This window comes from Saccharopolyspora hirsuta (assembly GCF_008630535.1).
Classification (GTDB): Bacteria; Actinomycetota; Actinomycetes; order Mycobacteriales; family Pseudonocardiaceae; genus Saccharopolyspora; species Saccharopolyspora hirsuta.
The window spans coordinates 276,635-293,067 of sequence record NZ_VWPH01000002.1; the positions used below are offsets into that span (position 1 = coordinate 276,635).

Sequence of the window (16,433 nt, forward strand, 5' to 3'; positions counted from 1 at the left end):
TTCTGGACCGATGAAGGTGCCGCATCTCGCACGAACGCGAAGGGCGCCTCCCGGGGCAGGAGGCGCCCTTCGCGTCGCGCGAGATCAGCCGATGGTGTCGTTGATCCAGGTCTTGTAGGCCGTGGCGTCGGTGTAGATGGACGGGGCCGTGCCGCAGACCGGGATCAGGCTGCCCAGGCGGCTGGTGACGCCGGTGAGCTTCCAGTCGCCCGGCTGGCCCTCCAGCTGCGGGCCGCCCGAGTCGCCGAAGCAGGCGTTGGCCAGCAGCTCCGAGCTGCCGGTGCAGATCTCGGTCTCGGCGTCGATGCCGCTCAGCGAGCACTGGGCGTCGGCGACCACCTGGGTCTCCAGCTCCTGCAGCTGCTCCGGGGGCTGGCCGCAGCCGCGGATCGGGCAGGTCACGCCCCAGCCGATGATGCGCGACGGGGTGCCTTCCGGGCCGGAGGCGTCGGCGATCTCGACCGGCGTCTCGGACACCGCCCGGTCCAGCTTCAGCAGCGCGATGTCCCCGTTGGGGTTGTTGGTCTCGTAGTCGGGGTGCACCACGATCTCGGCCACGCCCGCCTCGGTGCCGCCGGTGGTGTGGTTCGGGCTGCCGATGCGCAGGCCCAGGTCCGCCGGGGCCGCCCCCTGCACGCAGTGCGCGGCGGTCAGCACCCACTGCTCGTCGATCAGCGAGGCGCCGCAGCTGTGGTTGCCGCCCCGCTGCAGCGAGGCCATCCAGTCGTACTGCTCGGTGGCGTCGTGGCCGCCGACGATCAGCGCGCCCGGGTTGTCGTCGGCCGTCGCGGCCGGTGCCGCGCCCGCGCCCAGCGCGATCGCGGCGATGCCCGCGAGCAGCATGGATCGCTTCTTCACGATTCTCCTCCCCGATGAAGATCCCCTTTCCGGTGAACGTATGGGCGTGGTCACGGGGCGGGTACCGCCGAGTGCCGCAGCGCCTTCGGCGGAGTGGCGCAGCTTCGCGCCGGTAACGCGGACATCGGGGGCGGATCGGGCTAGCCTGGGGGCGTCCACGCACGATCGATGGCGAGGTGGGTGGCATGACCGCGGTGTCGCACGAGGTCGACCTGCTGATCGTCGGCGCAGGTCCGACCGGGCTGTTCGCCGCGTACTACGCGGGTTTTCGCGGGATGTCGGTGGCCCTGGTGGACGCCCTGCCCGAGCCCGGCGGCCAGGTGACCGCGATGTACCCGGAGAAGATGATCTTCGACGTGGCCGGGTTCCCCGAGGTGCGCGGCCGGGATCTGGTTGCCGCGCTGGTGGAGCAGGCCGACCAGTACGCGCCGCACTACCTGCTCGGCAGGCACGCGGTCGAGCTGTCCGATGTGGAGGGCGGCCTGCTGGTCGGGGTCGGCGGCGACGAGGCGGTGCGCGCGGGCGCGGTGCTGGTCACCGCGGGCATCGGCGAGTTCAGCCCGCGACCGCTGCCCGCCGGTGGTGACTGGACCGGCCGCGGCGTCGTGCACTTCATCCCCGAGCTGTCCGTGCACAGTGGACGCGACGTGGTGGTGGTCGGGGGCGGCGACTCCGCGTTCGACTGGGCGCTGGCGCTGCACCCGGTGGCGCGCAGCGTCTCGCTGGTGCACCGCCGGGCGCGGTTCCGCGCGCACCCGGGCCTGGTCAGCAAGGTCGAGGACCTGGGCGTCCCGCTGATCACCCCGGCCGAGGTGGTGGCGATCCGCGGCGAGGACACCGTGCGCGAGGTGGAGATCGAGGTCGGCGGGGCGGAGCGCCGGGTGCTGCCCGCGCAGACCGTGGTCGCCGCGCTGGGCTTCACCGCCGACCTGGGGCCGATCGAGGGGTGGGGCCTGGAGCTGGAGAAGCGGGCGATCCTGGTGGACACCACGATGCGGACGAACCGGCCCCGGGTGTACGCGGCGGGCGACGTCGCGGCCTACCCGGGCAAGGTCAAGCTGATCGCGACGGGCTTCGGCGAGGCGGCGACGGCGGTGAACAACATCGCGGTGGAGCTCAACCCGGAAGCCCACCTCTTCCCGGGCCACTCCTCCAACCTCCCCTGACGGTCACCCTGCTCCGATGCGGACGAGAACGCGCAACCGGTGTGGGGCCCGGTTGCGCGTTCTCGGTGCGAGGGGCGATCAGCCGCCGGTGTTCTGGTTGATCCAGTCCGCGTAGGCGACCACGTCGGTGTAGATCGACGGCCCGGTGGCGCAGGTCGAGTCACCGTTGCCGGAGCGGCTCGTCGCGCCGATCAGCTCCCAGTTGCCCGGGGTGCCCTTGATCTGCGGGCCGCCCGAGTCGCCGTAGCAGGCACCGGAGTTGCCGTTCGGGTTGTCCGTGCAGATCTCGCCCTGGCCGTCGATGCCCGTGCAGCCCGAGTCGTCGACGATCTGGGTGTCCAGCTCCTGTAGGTACTGCGGGGCCGGGCCGCAGCCGGGCTGGGCGCAGGTCTGACCCCAGCCGATGATCCGCGTCGCGGTGCCCGCGGGGCCGGAGTCGGCGGCGATCTTGATCGGGGTCGCCTGCAGCTGGCGGTCCAGCTGCAGCACCGCGATGTCGCCGGAGGGGTGCGTCTGCACGTTCGTGACGTTGGCCTCCTCGCCACCGCTGGTGTGGTCGTTGCTGCCGACCCGCACGGAGAACTGGCCGCCGCCCTGCACGCAGTGCGCCGCGGTCACCACCCAGTCGGGCTTGATCAGCGAACCGCCGCAGCCGTGCCGGCCCTGCTGCTGCAGCGACACCATGAACGAGTACTCCTCGGTGGCGTCGTGGCCGCCGACGATGTACGGGGTGACGTCGTCGGGCTGGGCGGCCGCGGGCATGCCCAGAGCGCCGAGCGCGCCGACGGCTGCGATGGCCGCGATGAGAACCGAACGCTTGCGCATTTCCGTCGAATCCTCCCGGGTTCCCGGCACCGCTGGCCGGATGGGCACAGACAGTAAGAGGATTCGCTCTGACGACGTACCCACTAAGGGAGTAGGCCGACGATGACGAAGCGGTGACCCGCTGCGAAACAGCAGGTCACCGCTCGATTTCCGGTCCCACTTCTGGATGCCGGGGATATTTCCCAGTTTCCCGGAACCGTCAGGGCAGCAGCCCGTGGCGCGCCGAGTCGTCGCCGTAGTCCACGTCGGCGTACTCGCGCAGCTTCGCCATCCGGTGCTGGCCCTCGATGATGCGCACCGTGCCGGACTTCGAGCGCATCACGATCGACTGCGTGGTGCACCGGTTCGCGCGGTAGTGCACGCCCTTGAGCAGCGCCCCGTCGGTGATGCCGGTGGCGCAGAAGAACATGTTGTCGCCGCGCACCAGGTCCGAGGTGGTCAGCACCTGGTTCACGTCGTGCCCGGCCTCGCGCAGCTTCGCGCGCTCGGCGTCGTCGCGCGGCCAGAGCCGGGTCTGGATCTCGCCGTCGAGGCACTTCAGCGCGCACGCGGCGATGATCCCCTCCGGGGTCCCGCCGATGCCCAGCAGCATGTCCACACCGCTGCCCGGCCGCGCCGCCGCGATCGCGCCCGCCACGTCGCCGTCGGAGATGAACTGGATGCGCGCGCCCGCCTCGCGGACCTCCTTGACGATCTGCTCGTGGCGCGGGCGGTCCAGGATGCACACCGTCACGTCGGAGACGTCGATCTGCTTGGCCTTGGCGACCCGGCGGACGTTCTCCGCGATCGGCGCCTCCAGGTCGACCGCCCCGGCGGCCTCCGGCCCGACGGCCATCTTCTCCATGTAGAACACCGCGGACGGGTCGAACATGGTGCCCCGCTCGGAGACCGCGAGCACCGCCAGCGCGTTCGGCATGCCCTTGCTCAGCAGCGTCGTCCCGTCGATCGGGTCGACGGCCACGTCGCACTCGGGGCCTTCGCCGTTGCCGACCTCCTCGCCGTTGTAGAGCATCGGGGCTTCGTCCTTCTCGCCCTCGCCGATGACCACGACGCCCCGCATCGACACGGTGCCGATGAGCTTGCGCATCGCGTCCACCGCCGCGCCGTCACCGGCGTTCTTGTCGCCGCGGCCGACCCAGCGACCGGCGGCCATCGCGGCGGCCTCGGTCACGCGGACGAGTTCCATGGCGAGGTTGCGGTCCGGTGCTTCGCGGTGTCGTTCGGTGCTGGAGCTCATCGCGCCTCCCGGTGGTGAGCATTCTTCGGGTTCGACTGCCCGAGTTCGGCGGGACCCGACCCGCGCTCAGGCTCGTTGGCTCCGATCTTCGCAGATCGGCGGCCTGGTCGGAGGCCTCGCGTGGGCCAGCCCACTCCGGTCGCGCCTGCCCGGTCGGCCGGGACGCCGCTGGTGAGAGCATGGGGGGCGTGGCCGAACCCAGCAACCAGCAACCGGCGCCGTCCCGCCCGCCCCGGACCGTCTCGGCGATGGTGTTCGCGATCCTCCCGCTGGTCCTGATCGCCTTCGGGATGGCAGGTCTGCTGGGGCAGTGCTCGTTCAACCCCGGCGGTCCGCAGGTGCAGGTGCCGACCGTGGACGTGCCCGCCGAGCTGGACCGGGCGTCCAGGCGGGTGGACTTCCCGCTCGCCGACCCGCAGCTGCCCGCGAACTGGCGGGCCAACTCGGTGAACGTGCTGACGCTGCGCTCGCACGCGGAGGTCGTGCGCGTCGGCTGGCTGACCGGCGACGGCCACTACCTGCGCTTCTCCCAGTCGACTGCGACCGAGGAGGAGCTGGTCACCGCGGACACCCGCCAGCCGCCGCAGGCGCTCGGCACCGTCGAGGCGGGCGGTCAGCAGTGGGTCCGCTACCGGAGCGTGGAAGGCGAGGAGGCCTGGGCGACGGACCGCAACGGCGTCCGCGTCCTGATCGCGGGCAACGCGACCGAACCCGAGTTCCGCACCCTCGCCGAAGCCGCCCTGAAGGCCCCGGCACGTCCCTGACGTCACGATTTCAATGAGGTTTTCCAGCCTCGTTCTGCGTGGCGGTGCCGGTGGCGGAACCTCAGCGCCCGCCTGGACTGCGGGGTCCCTGACTTGTGTATGACCCGCGATACACGGCGTCAGGGCCGTCCTCGCCAGGCGAACGCTGAGAACCCGCGGCGGTGCGAGTTGCGAGGGTGGGCTATGCGCCTAGCGGCGCATGCGACACCTGCGGACCGGTGCCGGTCGCCCTTCGCAGCTGCGGTCCACTGGCAGGATGAACAAGTTCAATGGAAATCAGACCTCTGATTTCCATTGAAATCGCGGAAGTTCCCCCGCGCCCGGGCGTGTCAGGCGCCCGACACGCCGCGGGACCGCAGTTTCAGGTGAAGCTGCAGATCCGCGCGCGGCGGTTCCAAGATCGAAATTGCCGGGGTCACTCCTGCTCGACGGAGGCGAGGGCGCGCTCGACGCGCTCGCGGGCGCCCGCGAGGTGGCGCTCGCACACCGCCGCCAGCGCTTCGCCCCGCTCCCACAGCGCCAGGGAGTCCTCCAGGGACAGACCGCCCGCCTCCAGCTGCTTGACCACCTCGGCCAGCTGGTCGCGGGCCTGCTCGTAGCCGAGCTCGGCGACCTCCGGGTGCTCGGCCACCGGGTCGAAGTGCTCGTCCTGCTGCTCGTTCGCGGTCACGGGGTAGGGCTCTCCACGTCGTTCTGCACGGACACCACCGCAGTGGCGATCGCCTGGTCGTAGCCGACGAACGCCTCGGCGAACTCGGCGCCGTCGCCTTCGCGCACCGCGTCGTTGATGCGCAACTGCGCTTCCGCGACCCTACGTCGGTGCGCGGACACCGCCCACCACCCGGTCCCCACGTAACCGGAGGTGGCCTCGACCAGCGCGCGCAGCCGGGACGGCAGGTCCCGGCGCTCGGCGGACTGGCAGCCGCCCAGCAGCGCGGCCCAGCACCCGGCCGCGGTGGCGTCCGCCGCCTCGGCGCAGCGCTGCACCTCACCGGCCCGCCGGGAACCGGTCGCCGCCGACCGGGCGACGCCGACGGTCAGCGGGAGGAACGAGGGGTCCTGCTCGGGGTGCACGGTCTCCGTCCTGTTCAGCCTGCTCGATCCGGCACGACCGCCTGGATCGCACCGTCAACGACCCGCACTCGCAGTCGAGTTCCCGGCGGGGCGTCGTCGACCGATCGGAGCACTCCGTCCGCACCGTCCTCGATGCGCTGCACGATCGCGTATCCACGAGCCAGCGTGGCCGCCGGGCCCAGGGTCGTCAAGCGAGATCGGGTCGCGGTCAGCGCGTGCTGCTCGGTGGTGAGCGCGGTCGTCATCGCCCGGCGGGCCCGGTCGCGCAGCACGCCGACCTGCTCGGCCCGCTGCGCCAGCGGCCCGAGCGGGTCGGCCAGCACCGGTCGGCTGCGGAGCGCGTCGAGCAGCCGCCGCTCGCGGTCGACCCACCCGTGCAGGGCGCGGCGGGCGCGGTCGCGCAGCTGGTGGATGCGCTGGGTCTCCTCGGCCACGTCCGGGACCACCCGCTTGCCCGCCCCGGTCGGCGTCGAGCAGCGCACGTCCGCCACGTGGTCGACCAGCGGTGAGTCCGGTTCGTGCCCGATGGCGCTGACCACCGGCGTCCGACACGCCGACACCGCGCGGCACAGCGCCTCGTCGGAGAACGGCAGCAGGTCCTCGACGCTGCCGCCGCCGCGGGCCAGCACGATCACGTCGACCTCGGGCATCTTGTCGAGCTCCTGCAGCGCCTCCAGGATCTGCGGCACCGCGGTCGAGCCCTGCACGGCGACGTTGCGGATCTCGAACTGCACGGCGGGCCAGCGCAGCTGGGCGTTGGTCAGCACGTCGTGCTCGGCGGCGGAGGCGCGACCGGTGATCAGCCCGACCCGGTTCGGCAGGAACGGCAGCGGCCGCTTGCGGGCCGGGTCGAACAGGCCCTCGGCCTTGAGCAGCTGGCGCAGCCGCTCGATGCGGGCGAGCAGCTCACCGATGCCGACCGCGCGGATCTCGTCGACCCGCAGGCTCAGCGTGCCGCGGCCGACGAAGAACGTCGGCTTGCCGTGCACCACGACCCGGCTGCCGTCGGTCAGCGGCGGGTCCATCTTGCGGATCATGGCGGCCGAGCAGGTCAGCGTCAGCGACACGTCGGCGGACGGGTCGCGCAGCTGCAGGAACGCGGTGGCGGCGCCCGGGCGCAGCGAGATCTGGGTGATCTGGCCCTCGACCCAGATCGAGCCGAGGCGGTTGATCCACTCGGCGATCTTGCACGCGACGGTGCGTACCGGCCACGGCTCCTCGGGGCTCGTCGGAGAGGTCAGCTGGACTCCTCGGATGTCGTCAGGTGGTGCAGTTTCAGTTGAAACTGCGGATCTCGCGGCGGGCGGGCCGGGTTCGCCGCGCCAGCGCCGGAGGTGGGCGTCACTGGTCGCGGAGGCGGTCGAGGCGGTTCTGGAGCATGCGGAGGAACTCCGGGCGCTGGCCGTGGCGCTGCTCGTGGGCGAGCAGCTCGGCCAGGTCGTCCTCGGTGAACGAGCGGAGCCTGCCGCGCAGCTGGGGCAGCGTGAGCTCCTCGTACTCGGCGACCACCGAGCGCTCCTCGGCAGGGGCCTCCGGCTCCTCCGGTTCGTCCTCGTCGAAGGTCGCCCAGGCGGGCTGCTCTTCAGGGGTGCGCAGCACGGCGAGCGCCTCGTCGCCCTTGATCGCCAGCTCGGTGATCTGCTGCTGGACCCGCATCGACGCCTGCAGGGCCTGGCTGGCCACGGTGACGGGCAGCCCGAGCAGCGTGGTCGGCAGTCGGCGGGCCTGTTCGACGGCGGTGGCCGCCAACCCGGCGGCTACCCGGACCGGCAGCGGGAACGATGACATGCGCCCAGCCTGCCGCACTTCACCCCGGGAAGCCATCACCTCACCGCACTACTGTGATCAGACCCGCGGGTCCGGGAACGTGATCCGCGTCGGCGGACCGGGCGCGAGGCTGAGCGCGGCGGACCAGGTCCGTACCCTTGGGGGCATGACGACCTCGCCCGAGGCCACTGACCTCGTTGACCAGGACGCCGGGCGGACCAAGCGAGTCCTGCTGGCCAAGCCGCGTGGGTACTGCGCAGGTGTCGACCGCGCGGTGGTCACCGTCGAGAAAGCCCTCGAGACCTACGGCGCGCCGATCTACGTGCGCAAGGAGATCGTGCACAACCGGCACGTGGTGGAGACGCTGTCCGAGCGCGGCGTGATCTTCGTGGACGAGACCGACGAGGTGCCCGAGGGCGCGCTCGTGGTGTTCTCGGCGCACGGCGTGTCCCCGGCGGTCCACGAGGAGGCCGCCCGGCGCAACCTGCGCACCATCGACGCGACCTGCCCGCTGGTCACCAAGGTGCACAAGGAGGTCCACCGGTTCGCCCGCGAGGACTACGACATCCTGCTGATCGGCCACGAGGGCCACGAGGAGGTCGAGGGCACCGCCGGTGAGGCGCCGGACCGCGTGCAGCTGGTCGACAAGCCCGAGGACGTCGACAAGGTCGAGGTGCGCGACCCGAGCAAGGTCGTGTGGCTGTCGCAGACCACGCTCAGCGTGGACGAGACGATGGAGCGGGTGGACCAGCTCAAGGAGCGGTTCCCGGACCTGCAGGCGCCGCCGAGCGACGACATCTGCTACGCCACCTCCAACCGCCAGCACGCGGTGAAGGCGATGGCCCCGGAGTGCGACCTGGTGATCGTGGTGGGCTCGCAGAACTCCTCGAACTCCAAGCGCCTGGTCGAGGTGGCCCTGCAGGCGGGCGCGTCGGACGCGCACCTGGTGGACTTCGCCTCCCAGATCGACGAGGCCTGGCTGGACGGGGTCACCACGGTCGGCGTGACCAGCGGTGCCTCGGTGCCGGACGTGCTGGTCATGCAGGTCCTGGACCACCTGGCGGAGCGCGGCTGGAACCAGGTGGACGAGGTCACCACGGCCAACGAGAAGGTCACCTTCGCCCTGCCGCGGGAGCTCCGCAAGGACCTGGACGACAACCCGGACAAGCCCCGCAGCGTCCGCTGACCCGAGCACTGAAAAGGGGCACCCGACGGGGTGCCCCTTTTTGCTGCCCTACCCGAACCGCTCGTCGCGTCGCGGCCTCCGGGCTCGCCTGGGCGGCTCGCCCTGCGGCGGCTCCGCCGCCCGCGGCCGTCCCGGCGCCTGCCGCGGGGCTGCGCCCCGCCGCGGCGGCACTGCGCGCTCCGGTCGGCCTTCCGCTCCGCGCGGCCTGCCCGGCGCGGCTTCGCCTCGCCGGGGCGGCTCGCCGCGTCGCGGCGGCTCCTCCCGGCGGGGGCGTCCCGGCGCCTGCGCGCGTCCGCGCTCGGCGCGCTCCGGCCGCTCGCGCTCGCCGCGGCTCGGCCGACCGCCCTCGCCCCGGGGTTTGCGCTCCTCCGGGCGGCGCTTGCGCTCGCCGTCCTCCGGTTTGCGGGGCGGGGTGGGGCGGCGGCGCTTCTTGGTGGCCGCGTCGCTGTCCGCGACCTCGGGGCGCTGGTCGGCCTTCTCGGTAACGAACATGCGTACGAGTCCGATACCCAGGGCGACGATCGTGGCCCCGGCCATGATCGGGAAGCTGCTGATCAGCGGGCGCGCGATGGAGAGCGCCTTGCCGGTGATGCCCGCTCCGGCGGCGGCCCCGGCCCCGGTGATCAGCACCAGCAGCGGCATGACGATGACCAGGACCAGCGGCGGCTGCACCATCGGGCCGAACACGCTCCGCCGCTTGACCAGCAGAACGCCCAGCACGCTCCCGACGAAGAAGCACGCCTTGAACAGGATGCCGGGCTGGTTCCAGATCAGGATGTCCAGCACGGTTCCGATCGCGGTCGGTACTGCGGCCAGCAGCACGGCAACCCAAAGCGGCACTCCTGCCGAACGGAGGGCGGAGCGCGCCGACCAGGGCGGCACGCCGTTGCCGGGGGATGAGGCGCTCTGGTTGTCGCGGATCGCGGTCACGAGTCACAACGGTAACGGTCCAGTACCCCGGCCCGAGAGCCCTCTTCCGGAACTTGCGGGTTACCCCTCGCCCGGTTCCGGGTGATTCCGGCACCCGGTGCCCGGAATGCGACGTTCGCGCGATGGGTGATCGGCATCTTCGGTTGGCCGGGTGTGTGAACCTTGACACAATCAGCGCGAGCATTTTAGCGTCCGAGCAATCGTTTTCTCATGTTTCGCGAACGGCGCGACGGGGGGCCTATGAGCACGGCGCCACCGCTGGTCGAGATGACCGGCATCACCAAGCGCTACGGGGGCGTGCTGGCGTGCGACGACGTGGACCTGTCGGTCCGCGCCGGGGAGGTGCACGCGCTGCTGGGGGAGAACGGGGCGGGGAAGAGCACGCTGATGAAGGTGCTGTCCGGCGATGTGGTCGACCACGCTGGATCGATCTCGATCGAGGGGCGGCGGGTGCAGTTCGGCAAGCCCGCGGACGCCCAGCACGCCGGGGTCGCGATGATCCACCAGGAGCTCGACCTGGTCCCGGCGCTCAGCGTCGCGGAGAACCTGCACCTGGGCCGGGAGCCGCGCAACAGGTTCGGCGCGGTGGACCGCCGGAAGATGGCCGACCGCACCCGGGAGCTGCTGCGCCGCACCGGCATCGAGCTGGACCCGCAGCGCCCGGTCGGCGAGCTGCGCGTCGGCGAGCAGCAGCTGGTCACCATCGCCCGCGCGCTGCTGCTGGACGCGAAGGTGCTGATCATGGACGAGCCGACCTCGGCGCTGTCCACCACCGAGGTGGAGCGGTTGTTCGCGGTGATCGCCGAGCTGCGCCGCAACGGCACCGGCATCGTCTACATCTCGCACCGGATGGACGAGATCGGCCGGGTGGCCGACCGGGCCACCGTGCTGCGCAACGGCCGCAAGGTCGCCGAGTTCGACGCCCGGAAGCTGACCGCCGAGCAGGCCGCCGAGGCGATGGTGGGCCGCTCGGTGCAGACGATGTTCCGGGCCGAGCGCCGCGAGGTCGGCGCGGAGCTGCTGAAGGTATCGGGATTCGCCGTGCACCCGCGGCGGCCTCGGGTGGGCCGCCGGGAGCCCGCGGGGATCGATCTGACCGTGCGGCGCGGGGAGATCGTCGGGCTCTGCGGGCTGCTCGGCTCAGGACGCACCGAACTGCTGGAATCGCTGTTCGGTGCCGGGTCCTCCGGCACGTGGGAGGGGGAGGTGTCCCTCGACGGGCGCCCGGTGCGGCCGAGGGGTCCGCGCCGTGCGCTGCGCGAGGGCATCGCCTTCGTGCCGGAGGACCGCAGGACCTCCGGGCTGGTCCTGGAGCACTCCGTGCTGGCCAACACGGTGCTGTCGGTGCTGGACCGGCTGGGACCGCTGGGCCTGGTCCGCCGCCGCAAGGAGGTGTCCACCACCGAGGGCAGCGTGCAGCAGCTCAAGGTCAAGCTCGGTCGGATCCTGGACCCGGTGGGCACCCTGTCGGGTGGCAACCAGCAGAAGGTCGTGTTCGGCCGGATGCTGCTGACCGAACCGCGCCTGCTGCTGCTTGACGATCCCACCCGCGGCGTGGACATCGGCGCGAAGTCGGAGATCTACCAGCTGCTCGGCGAGATCGCCGAGCGCGGCATCGGGGTGCTGCTGGCGTCCTCGGAGCTGCCGGAGCTGGTCGGGGTGTGCGACCGGGTGGTGGTGCTGCGCGGTGGGCGCAGCGTCGCCGAGTTCGACACCGCGGAGGTCGGGGAGGCGGAGCTGCTGGCCGCCGCGATGGGCGAGCGGTCGGGCGACGGTCCGGTGGTCGGCACCGGGCAGGGCACCGGGGGAGGCGGCAGGTGAGCAACCAGACGGCAGAGCGGCCTTCGGCGGCCGCGCCGGAGAAGCGGTCCAACACGGTGGAGACGCTGTTCCGGTTCCAGAGCTTCTTCGGCCTCGTCGCCGTGTTCCTCGCGGCGGTGATCTTCTCGCCGCGCGGCGGCGACGGGCAGATCCTGTTCCTGAGCAGCGACAACCTGTTCAACATCGTGCGCGCGGTGTCCGAGATCGGGATCATCGCGGTGGGCCTGACCTTCGTGATCCTGATCGGCGGCATCGACCTGTCGGTGGGCTCGGTGCTCGGGCTGGCCGCGGTGGGCTCGGCCGTGCTGATGGTCGAGAACGGCCTCGGCGTGTGGGCGACCGTCGCGCTGGTGCTGGTGGCGGGCATCGTCTTCGGCCTGCTGCAGGGCGCCGCGGTGGCGCTGCTGGGGGTGCAGGCCTTCATCGTCACGCTGGCCGGGTTGCAGATCGCGCGCGGGTTGGCGCGCATGTGGTCCGGCGGCGAGACCGTGCAGATCTCCTACGGCGACGGGCCGGGGCAGGCACCGGTGCTGTTCTCGCTGCTGGGCGAGCGCACGTTCGGCGGTGTGGTGCCGATCCCGGTGCTGATCTTCGCCGTGGTGGCGGTGGCCGCGATCCTGTTCCTGCGGACCAGCGCCTACTCGCGGCACCTGTACGCCATCGGCGGCAACGAGAAGGCCGCCCGGCTCTCCGGCGTGCCGGTGAACCGGGTCAAGATCATCGCGTTCGCCATCGCCGGGTTCTGCGCGGCGCTGGCCGGGATCGTGCACGCCGGGCAGCTCAACGCGGGCAGCCCGAACGACGGCATCGCCTACGAGCTGGACGGGATCGCCGCGGTGGTGGTCGGCGGCACCAGCCTCGCCGGCGGCCGCGGGTCGGTGATCGGCACCATCGCCGGCGCGCTGCTGCTCGGCATCCTGAACAACATCCTGAGCCTGAACAGCGTCAACACCGATCTGCAGCTGCTCATCAAAGGTCTGGTGATCGTCGCGGCGGCGGCGCTGCAGCGGCTGCGCCCCACGTCGTGAACCAACACCCGGGAGGAAGCACGATGCGCAAGACAACGAGGTCACTGGTCGCAGTCGCCTGCGCCGCGGTCGCGCTCACCGCCGCCGGTTGCGGGACCACCAGCGAGAACACCGGGCAGGTCCAGCAGCAGAACCCGACCAAGAACTGCAAGGGCCCGGACGGCAAGTACACCATCGGGATGAGCCAGGCCAACCTCGCCGAGCCGTACCGGGTGCGGATGGACGACGACATCCGCACCGCCGCGTCCAAGGTGCCGCAGTTCGACGTGCAGTTCTCCGACGCGGCCAAGGACAACTCCAAGCAGATCAGCGACGTGGAGAACTTCGTCACCAAGCAGGTCGACCTGCTGATGATCTCGCCGAACGAGGCGGCACCGCTGACCGACGTGGTGACGAAGGCCTACAACAAGGGGATCCCGGTCGTCGTGCTGGACCGCAAGATCGAGGGCGAGGGCTACACGACCTACATCGGCGCGGACAACGTGCAGATCGGGCGCCAGGCCGGTGAGTACTTCAAGAACACCCTGCTGCCGCAGGGCGGCAAGATCGTGCAGATCAAGGGGTTGTCCGGTTCGACCCCGGCCGCCGAGCGCGAGGAGGGCTTCCGGCAGGGCATCCAGGGCTCGAACATCGAGATCGTGGCCACCGCCGACGGCGAGTGGGAGCGCTCGGTCGGGCAGCAGAAGATGGACGCGCTGCTGAAGGCGCACCCCGACATCCAGGCGGTGTACGCGCAGAACGACCCGATGGCCGAGGGCGCGTACCTGGCCGCCCAGGCGGCCGGGCGCAACGACCTGAAGTTCGTCGGCATCGACGGGCTGCCGATCCCCTCGGGCGGCATCAAGGCCGTCGAGGAGGGGCGCCTGCAGGCCACCAACCTGTACCCGACCGGCGGTGCGGAAGCCGTCGAGGCGGCCAAGAAGCTGCTCATCGACTGCCAGCCGGTGCCGAAGACGCAGACCCTGCAGACCGAGCTGATCACGAAGGAGAACGCGGCCGAGGTCTACGCCCGGCTGAACCAGAGCTGACCCGGTCCGGTCGCCGCACCGGTGCGGCGACCGGATTCCGCGCCCCCGTGCTCGGGGGAACTGCTGCGGCGCACGCCGTCCGATGTGGATTCTTGCCGTGCCGAACGATTTTTCCTTGGTGGTTCGGCCTTTCCGCTGGAATCGGGCAATACACCTGGATGGTGGTTGTCGGCGAGATCGTTACCGGTGACCATCATATCGAGTGAATTCGAGTTCCGGATTCCTCGACACCGCTCGAATTGGATGGCCCGGCGAAGATCTCTTTCCTACGATTTCGCGCATTGCGCGAGTGATCTTCCGCTGCGGAGCCGAACGGAGAACTCGATCCAGTGGCCGCGCACCATCATCGGAACAGCTGCACCACAGTCCACTGCGGACAGTGATGCGTGGGGAGGGCGAGCACGATGAGAGTCCGCTCAGCAACGTCGCGGTCGAGCGGGGGACGCCGTGCCCGCCGACTCGGCGCGTACCTGGGAGTCGCGGCGCTCGCAGCGGCCGCGGTGGTCGCCGACGTCGGCGGCAGCGCCGGTCAGGCGCAGGGGCAGGCTCCGGCGCCGACGAAGGGCCCGGTCGGCTGGGACACCTACCGCAACCTCGACGCGATGTCGCAGCCCCGCGGCAACGAGCAGTCCCTGCAGTTCTCCAGCTACGACCGCACCGGCGGCAACAACGACGGCTTCGAGGGCACCTACTCCTGCCTGCGCACCACCGAGCGCGGCTGCGTGATCGGCGAGCACGAGGGCCCGGGCGAGATCACCTCGATCTGGAGCACCCGCGAGCCGCTGGGCGACGTCACCGCGACCGGCAACATCGTGATCGAGCTGGACGGCCGGACGGTGCTGGACGCCCCGCTCATCGACGTGGTCAGCGGCAAGCTCGGCGCCCCGTTCTCCTGGCCGCTGGTCGGCGACGCCAACGACACCGCGGGCGGCGTGGTGATCAAGGTGCCGATGCCGTACCGCGAGTCGATGCGGGTCACGGTGCAGCACAACCCGTACTTCTACCACCTGTCCTACCGCGCCTTCCCCGACGCGGAGGGGGTGCGGACCTTCAACCCGAACGAACCGGCTGAGGACGTCCTAGAACAGCTGCGCACGTTCGGCGTGGCCGACCCGAAGGGCGGCCCCGAAGGCGCCCCGGTGCGCCGCTCCTTCGACCTGGCGCCCGGTCGGGCCACCACCGTCGCCGACCTGTCCGGCCCGGCCCAGATCAACCAGCTGCGGGTGAAGCTGCCGCAGGTGGTGGCCGCCCCGCAGGTCGTCGACGACGGGCGCGCGTTCGGCGCGGGCGGCTCCAGCCGGTTCGCGATGCGGGTGGCCCCGAACAACCAGGGCATCCGGGTGATCCGCCGGTACGACCCGCAGATCGCCGACCAGGTCGGCAGCCTGCACGTCAACGGGCGGCAGGTCGGCGAGTGGCGCAGCGGCGCGGCCGCGCCGGGCTCGTGGGGCGTGCAGATCATCGACGTGCCCGCCGAGGTGACCGCGGGCCGGTCGTCGGTGGACGTGGAGAACCGGTTCATCTCCTCCTCGCTGGACTTCAACGAGTTCCGCTACGACGTGCACAGCCTGGTCGACGGCGAGTGGGTGCGCACCGACGTGCTCGACCTCGGCCCGGGCCACCCCGGCGAGGAGGCCGCGCACGGCTACCGCATCGACAACCCGGTCTTCGCCCGCGAGAAGCTGGTCGGCCGCTACCCGACGCGGCCGGAGGACGTCGCCGCCGCCGACGAGGTGCTGGACAAGACCCGGCTGCGCATCACCTTCGACGGCAGGACCACCGTGGACGCGCCGATCGGCGAGTTCTTCGGCACCGGGCTCGGCGAGTACGACGTGCGCACCATGATGAGCTCGGTGGACCCGGGCCTGGACGGCTGGTACACGGCCTGGTGGCCGATGCCGTTCGGCAAGAGCGCCAAGGTGGAGCTGGTCAACACCGGCGGGGTGCCGGTGACCGGCGCGACCGCCGAGGTGACCAGCGCGCCGACCGAGCTGGCCCCCGGCACCGGCTACTTCCACGCCACCCACCACCGGGGCAACACGGTGCCCGGCGAGGACTGGAACTTCCTGACCGCCAACGGCGCGGGCACCTTCTACGGGGTCTCGCACAGCATGCGCGGGCTGATCCCGCCCGGTGCCCAGACGCGCTCCAACCAGCCCCACTCCGACACGCGCTCCCGGGCGCAGGCGGTGAACCAGCGCAACTACCTGGAGGGCGACGAGCGGTTCTACGTCGACGGCTCCCGCGAACCGGCCTGGCACGGGACCGGCACCGAGGACTTCTACGAGTCCGGCTGGTACTTCCGGTTCGGCACCACCTACTCGATGCCGCTGGCGGGCAACCCGTCGCACGAGATCAACGGCGACGGCTGCCGGTACGACTGCACGGGTGCCTACCGCCTGCTGCTCAACGACGCGGTGCCGTTCCGCACCGGCTTCGTGGCGGGCATCGAGCACGGACCGGTCAACGACGAGCCGGGCGACTACGGTTCCACGGCCTACTGGTACGGCGGGAACGCGTCGGGCCGAGCGCCCGTCCTCCCGCCGCTGCCGACGCGGCCGCCGAGCCCGGTCCCGACCCCGTCGGCACCCCCGACGGCTCCGCCGACCTCCTCGGTGACCCCGACCCGCCCGGTGACCCCGGAGACCACGGCCCCGCACACCACGGGCCAGGACGACGGAACCGGCCAGGTCGACGTCCAACAGGCGGTGGAGGACGCCCTCAACGGGCACCGGACGACCGGCTGACG

General features: G+C 71.5%; 15 protein-coding genes. 7 read left to right on the plus strand and 8 right to left on the minus strand.

Annotated elements, in window-relative coordinates; translation table 11 throughout:
* Positions 1 to 84: 84 nt before the first annotated feature.
* The gene (locus tag F1721_RS04350; protein WP_211840346.1) at positions 85 to 843 is read right to left on the minus strand and encodes a S1 family peptidase; all 759 of its coding nucleotides are present in this window, start codon (positions 841 to 843) and stop codon (positions 85 to 87) included.
* Positions 844 to 1,043: 200 nt separating this feature from the next.
* Here F1721_RS04350 and F1721_RS04355 point away from each other — a divergent pair, with 200 nt between their 5' ends.
* Positions 1,044 to 2,024, plus strand: a complete 981-nt coding sequence (locus tag F1721_RS04355; protein WP_150065224.1) for an NAD(P)/FAD-dependent oxidoreductase — start codon at positions 1,044 to 1,046, stop codon at positions 2,022 to 2,024.
* 78 nt (positions 2,025 to 2,102) lie between these two features.
* On the opposite strand, the gene F1721_RS04360 is transcribed toward F1721_RS04355, so the two are convergent.
* Both F1721_RS04360 and glpX read right to left on the minus strand, forming a co-directional pair.
* Entirely contained in the window at positions 2,103 to 2,849 is a 747-nt protein-coding gene (locus F1721_RS04360) for a S1 family peptidase (protein ID WP_150065225.1), read from the minus strand.
* Positions 2,850 to 3,048: 199 nt separating this feature from the next.
* Positions 3,049 to 4,086, minus strand: a complete 1,038-nt coding sequence (gene glpX, locus F1721_RS04365; protein ID WP_150065226.1) for a class II fructose-bisphosphatase — start codon at positions 4,084 to 4,086, stop codon at positions 3,049 to 3,051.
* Between the two features lie 188 nt (positions 4,087 to 4,274).
* Between glpX and F1721_RS04370 the strand changes: the two genes are divergently transcribed.
* Complete coding sequence (locus tag F1721_RS04370; protein ID WP_387511677.1) at positions 4,275 to 4,850, plus strand: DUF4245 domain-containing protein; 576 nt, start codon at positions 4,275 to 4,277, stop codon at positions 4,848 to 4,850.
* 415 nt (positions 4,851 to 5,265) lie between these two features.
* Here the strand turns inward: F1721_RS04370 and F1721_RS04375 are convergent, their stop codons facing one another.
* The 4 genes from F1721_RS04375 to F1721_RS04390 form a co-directional block, all read right to left on the minus strand.
* Entirely contained in the window at positions 5,266 to 5,520 is a 255-nt protein-coding gene (locus F1721_RS04375; RefSeq protein WP_150065228.1) for an exodeoxyribonuclease VII small subunit, read from the minus strand.
* Complete coding sequence (locus F1721_RS04380; RefSeq protein WP_150065229.1) at positions 5,517 to 5,924, minus strand: hypothetical protein; 408 nt, start codon at positions 5,922 to 5,924, stop codon at positions 5,517 to 5,519. The genes F1721_RS04375 and F1721_RS04380 overlap by 4 nt, the downstream gene beginning before the upstream one ends.
* A 14-nt stretch (positions 5,925 to 5,938) precedes the next feature.
* Positions 5,939 to 7,165 (minus strand): exodeoxyribonuclease VII large subunit, encoded by a 1,227-nt coding sequence (gene xseA, locus F1721_RS04385; RefSeq protein WP_150065230.1) that lies wholly within the window; start codon positions 7,163 to 7,165, stop codon positions 5,939 to 5,941.
* 100 nt (positions 7,166 to 7,265) lie between these two features.
* The gene (locus tag F1721_RS04390) at positions 7,266 to 7,712 is read right to left on the minus strand and encodes a lipid droplet-associated protein (protein ID WP_150065231.1); all 447 of its coding nucleotides are present in this window, start codon (positions 7,710 to 7,712) and stop codon (positions 7,266 to 7,268) included.
* A 145-nt stretch (positions 7,713 to 7,857) separates the two neighbouring features.
* Here F1721_RS04390 and F1721_RS04395 point away from each other — a divergent pair, with 145 nt between their 5' ends.
* Positions 7,858 to 8,877 carry a 4-hydroxy-3-methylbut-2-enyl diphosphate reductase gene (locus F1721_RS04395; RefSeq protein WP_150065232.1) on the plus strand — a complete coding sequence of 340 codons (1,020 nt, stop codon included), beginning with the start codon at positions 7,858 to 7,860 and terminating at the stop codon, positions 8,875 to 8,877.
* A 48-nt stretch (positions 8,878 to 8,925) separates the two neighbouring features.
* Here F1721_RS04395 and F1721_RS04400 read toward each other — a convergent pair whose 3' ends face one another.
* Positions 8,926 to 9,807, minus strand: a complete 882-nt coding sequence (locus tag F1721_RS04400) for a DUF6542 domain-containing protein (protein ID WP_150065233.1) — start codon at positions 9,805 to 9,807, stop codon at positions 8,926 to 8,928.
* Between the two features lie 240 nt (positions 9,808 to 10,047).
* Here F1721_RS04400 and F1721_RS04405 point away from each other — a divergent pair, with 240 nt between their 5' ends.
* The 4 genes from F1721_RS04405 to F1721_RS04420 all read left to right on the plus strand — a co-directional run bounded on the left by F1721_RS04405 (position 10,048) and on the right by F1721_RS04420 (position 16,431).
* Positions 10,048 to 11,628 (plus strand): sugar ABC transporter ATP-binding protein, encoded by a 1,581-nt coding sequence (locus tag F1721_RS04405; protein WP_150065234.1) that lies wholly within the window; start codon positions 10,048 to 10,050, stop codon positions 11,626 to 11,628.
* On the plus strand, positions 11,625 to 12,656 hold the full coding sequence (locus F1721_RS04410) for an ABC transporter permease (protein WP_150065235.1): 1,032 nt from the start codon (positions 11,625 to 11,627) through the stop codon (positions 12,654 to 12,656). Before F1721_RS04405 ends, F1721_RS04410 begins: the two co-directional genes overlap by 4 nt.
* A gap of 23 nt (positions 12,657 to 12,679) precedes the next feature.
* Positions 12,680 to 13,684 (plus strand): substrate-binding domain-containing protein, encoded by a 1,005-nt coding sequence (locus F1721_RS04415; protein ID WP_150065236.1) that lies wholly within the window; start codon positions 12,680 to 12,682, stop codon positions 13,682 to 13,684.
* 404 nt (positions 13,685 to 14,088) lie between these two features.
* Positions 14,089 to 16,431: a glycoside hydrolase family 172 protein gene (locus tag F1721_RS04420; RefSeq protein WP_150065237.1), complete on the plus strand. Its 2,343-nt coding sequence runs from the start codon at positions 14,089 to 14,091 to the stop codon at positions 16,429 to 16,431.
* Positions 16,432 to 16,433 lie beyond the last annotated feature (2 nt).

Excerpts from the sequence above, each read along its gene's own strand:
- F1721_RS04415 (WP_150065236.1), top strand. The coding sequence starts at position 12,680 with ATGCGCAAGACAACGAGGTCACTGGTCGCAGTCGCCTGCGCCGCGGTC.
- F1721_RS04395 (WP_150065232.1), top strand. The coding sequence starts at position 7,858 with ATGACGACCTCGCCCGAGGCCACTGACCTCGTTGACCAGGACGCCGGG.
- F1721_RS04350 (WP_211840346.1), bottom strand. The coding sequence starts at position 843 with ATGCTGCTCGCGGGCATCGCCGCGATCGCGCTGGGCGCGGGCGCGGCA.
- glpX (WP_150065226.1), bottom strand. The coding sequence starts at position 4,086 with ATGAGCTCCAGCACCGAACGACACCGCGAAGCACCGGACCGCAACCTC.
- F1721_RS04390 (WP_150065231.1), bottom strand. The coding sequence starts at position 7,712 with ATGTCATCGTTCCCGCTGCCGGTCCGGGTAGCCGCCGGGTTGGCGGCC.
- F1721_RS04420 (WP_150065237.1), top strand. The coding sequence starts at position 14,089 with ATGAGAGTCCGCTCAGCAACGTCGCGGTCGAGCGGGGGACGCCGTGCC.
- F1721_RS04355 (WP_150065224.1), top strand. The coding sequence starts at position 1,044 with ATGACCGCGGTGTCGCACGAGGTCGACCTGCTGATCGTCGGCGCAGGT.
- F1721_RS04405 (WP_150065234.1), top strand. The coding sequence starts at position 10,048 with ATGAGCACGGCGCCACCGCTGGTCGAGATGACCGGCATCACCAAGCGC.
- F1721_RS04360 (WP_150065225.1), bottom strand. The coding sequence starts at position 2,849 with ATGCGCAAGCGTTCGGTTCTCATCGCGGCCATCGCAGCCGTCGGCGCG.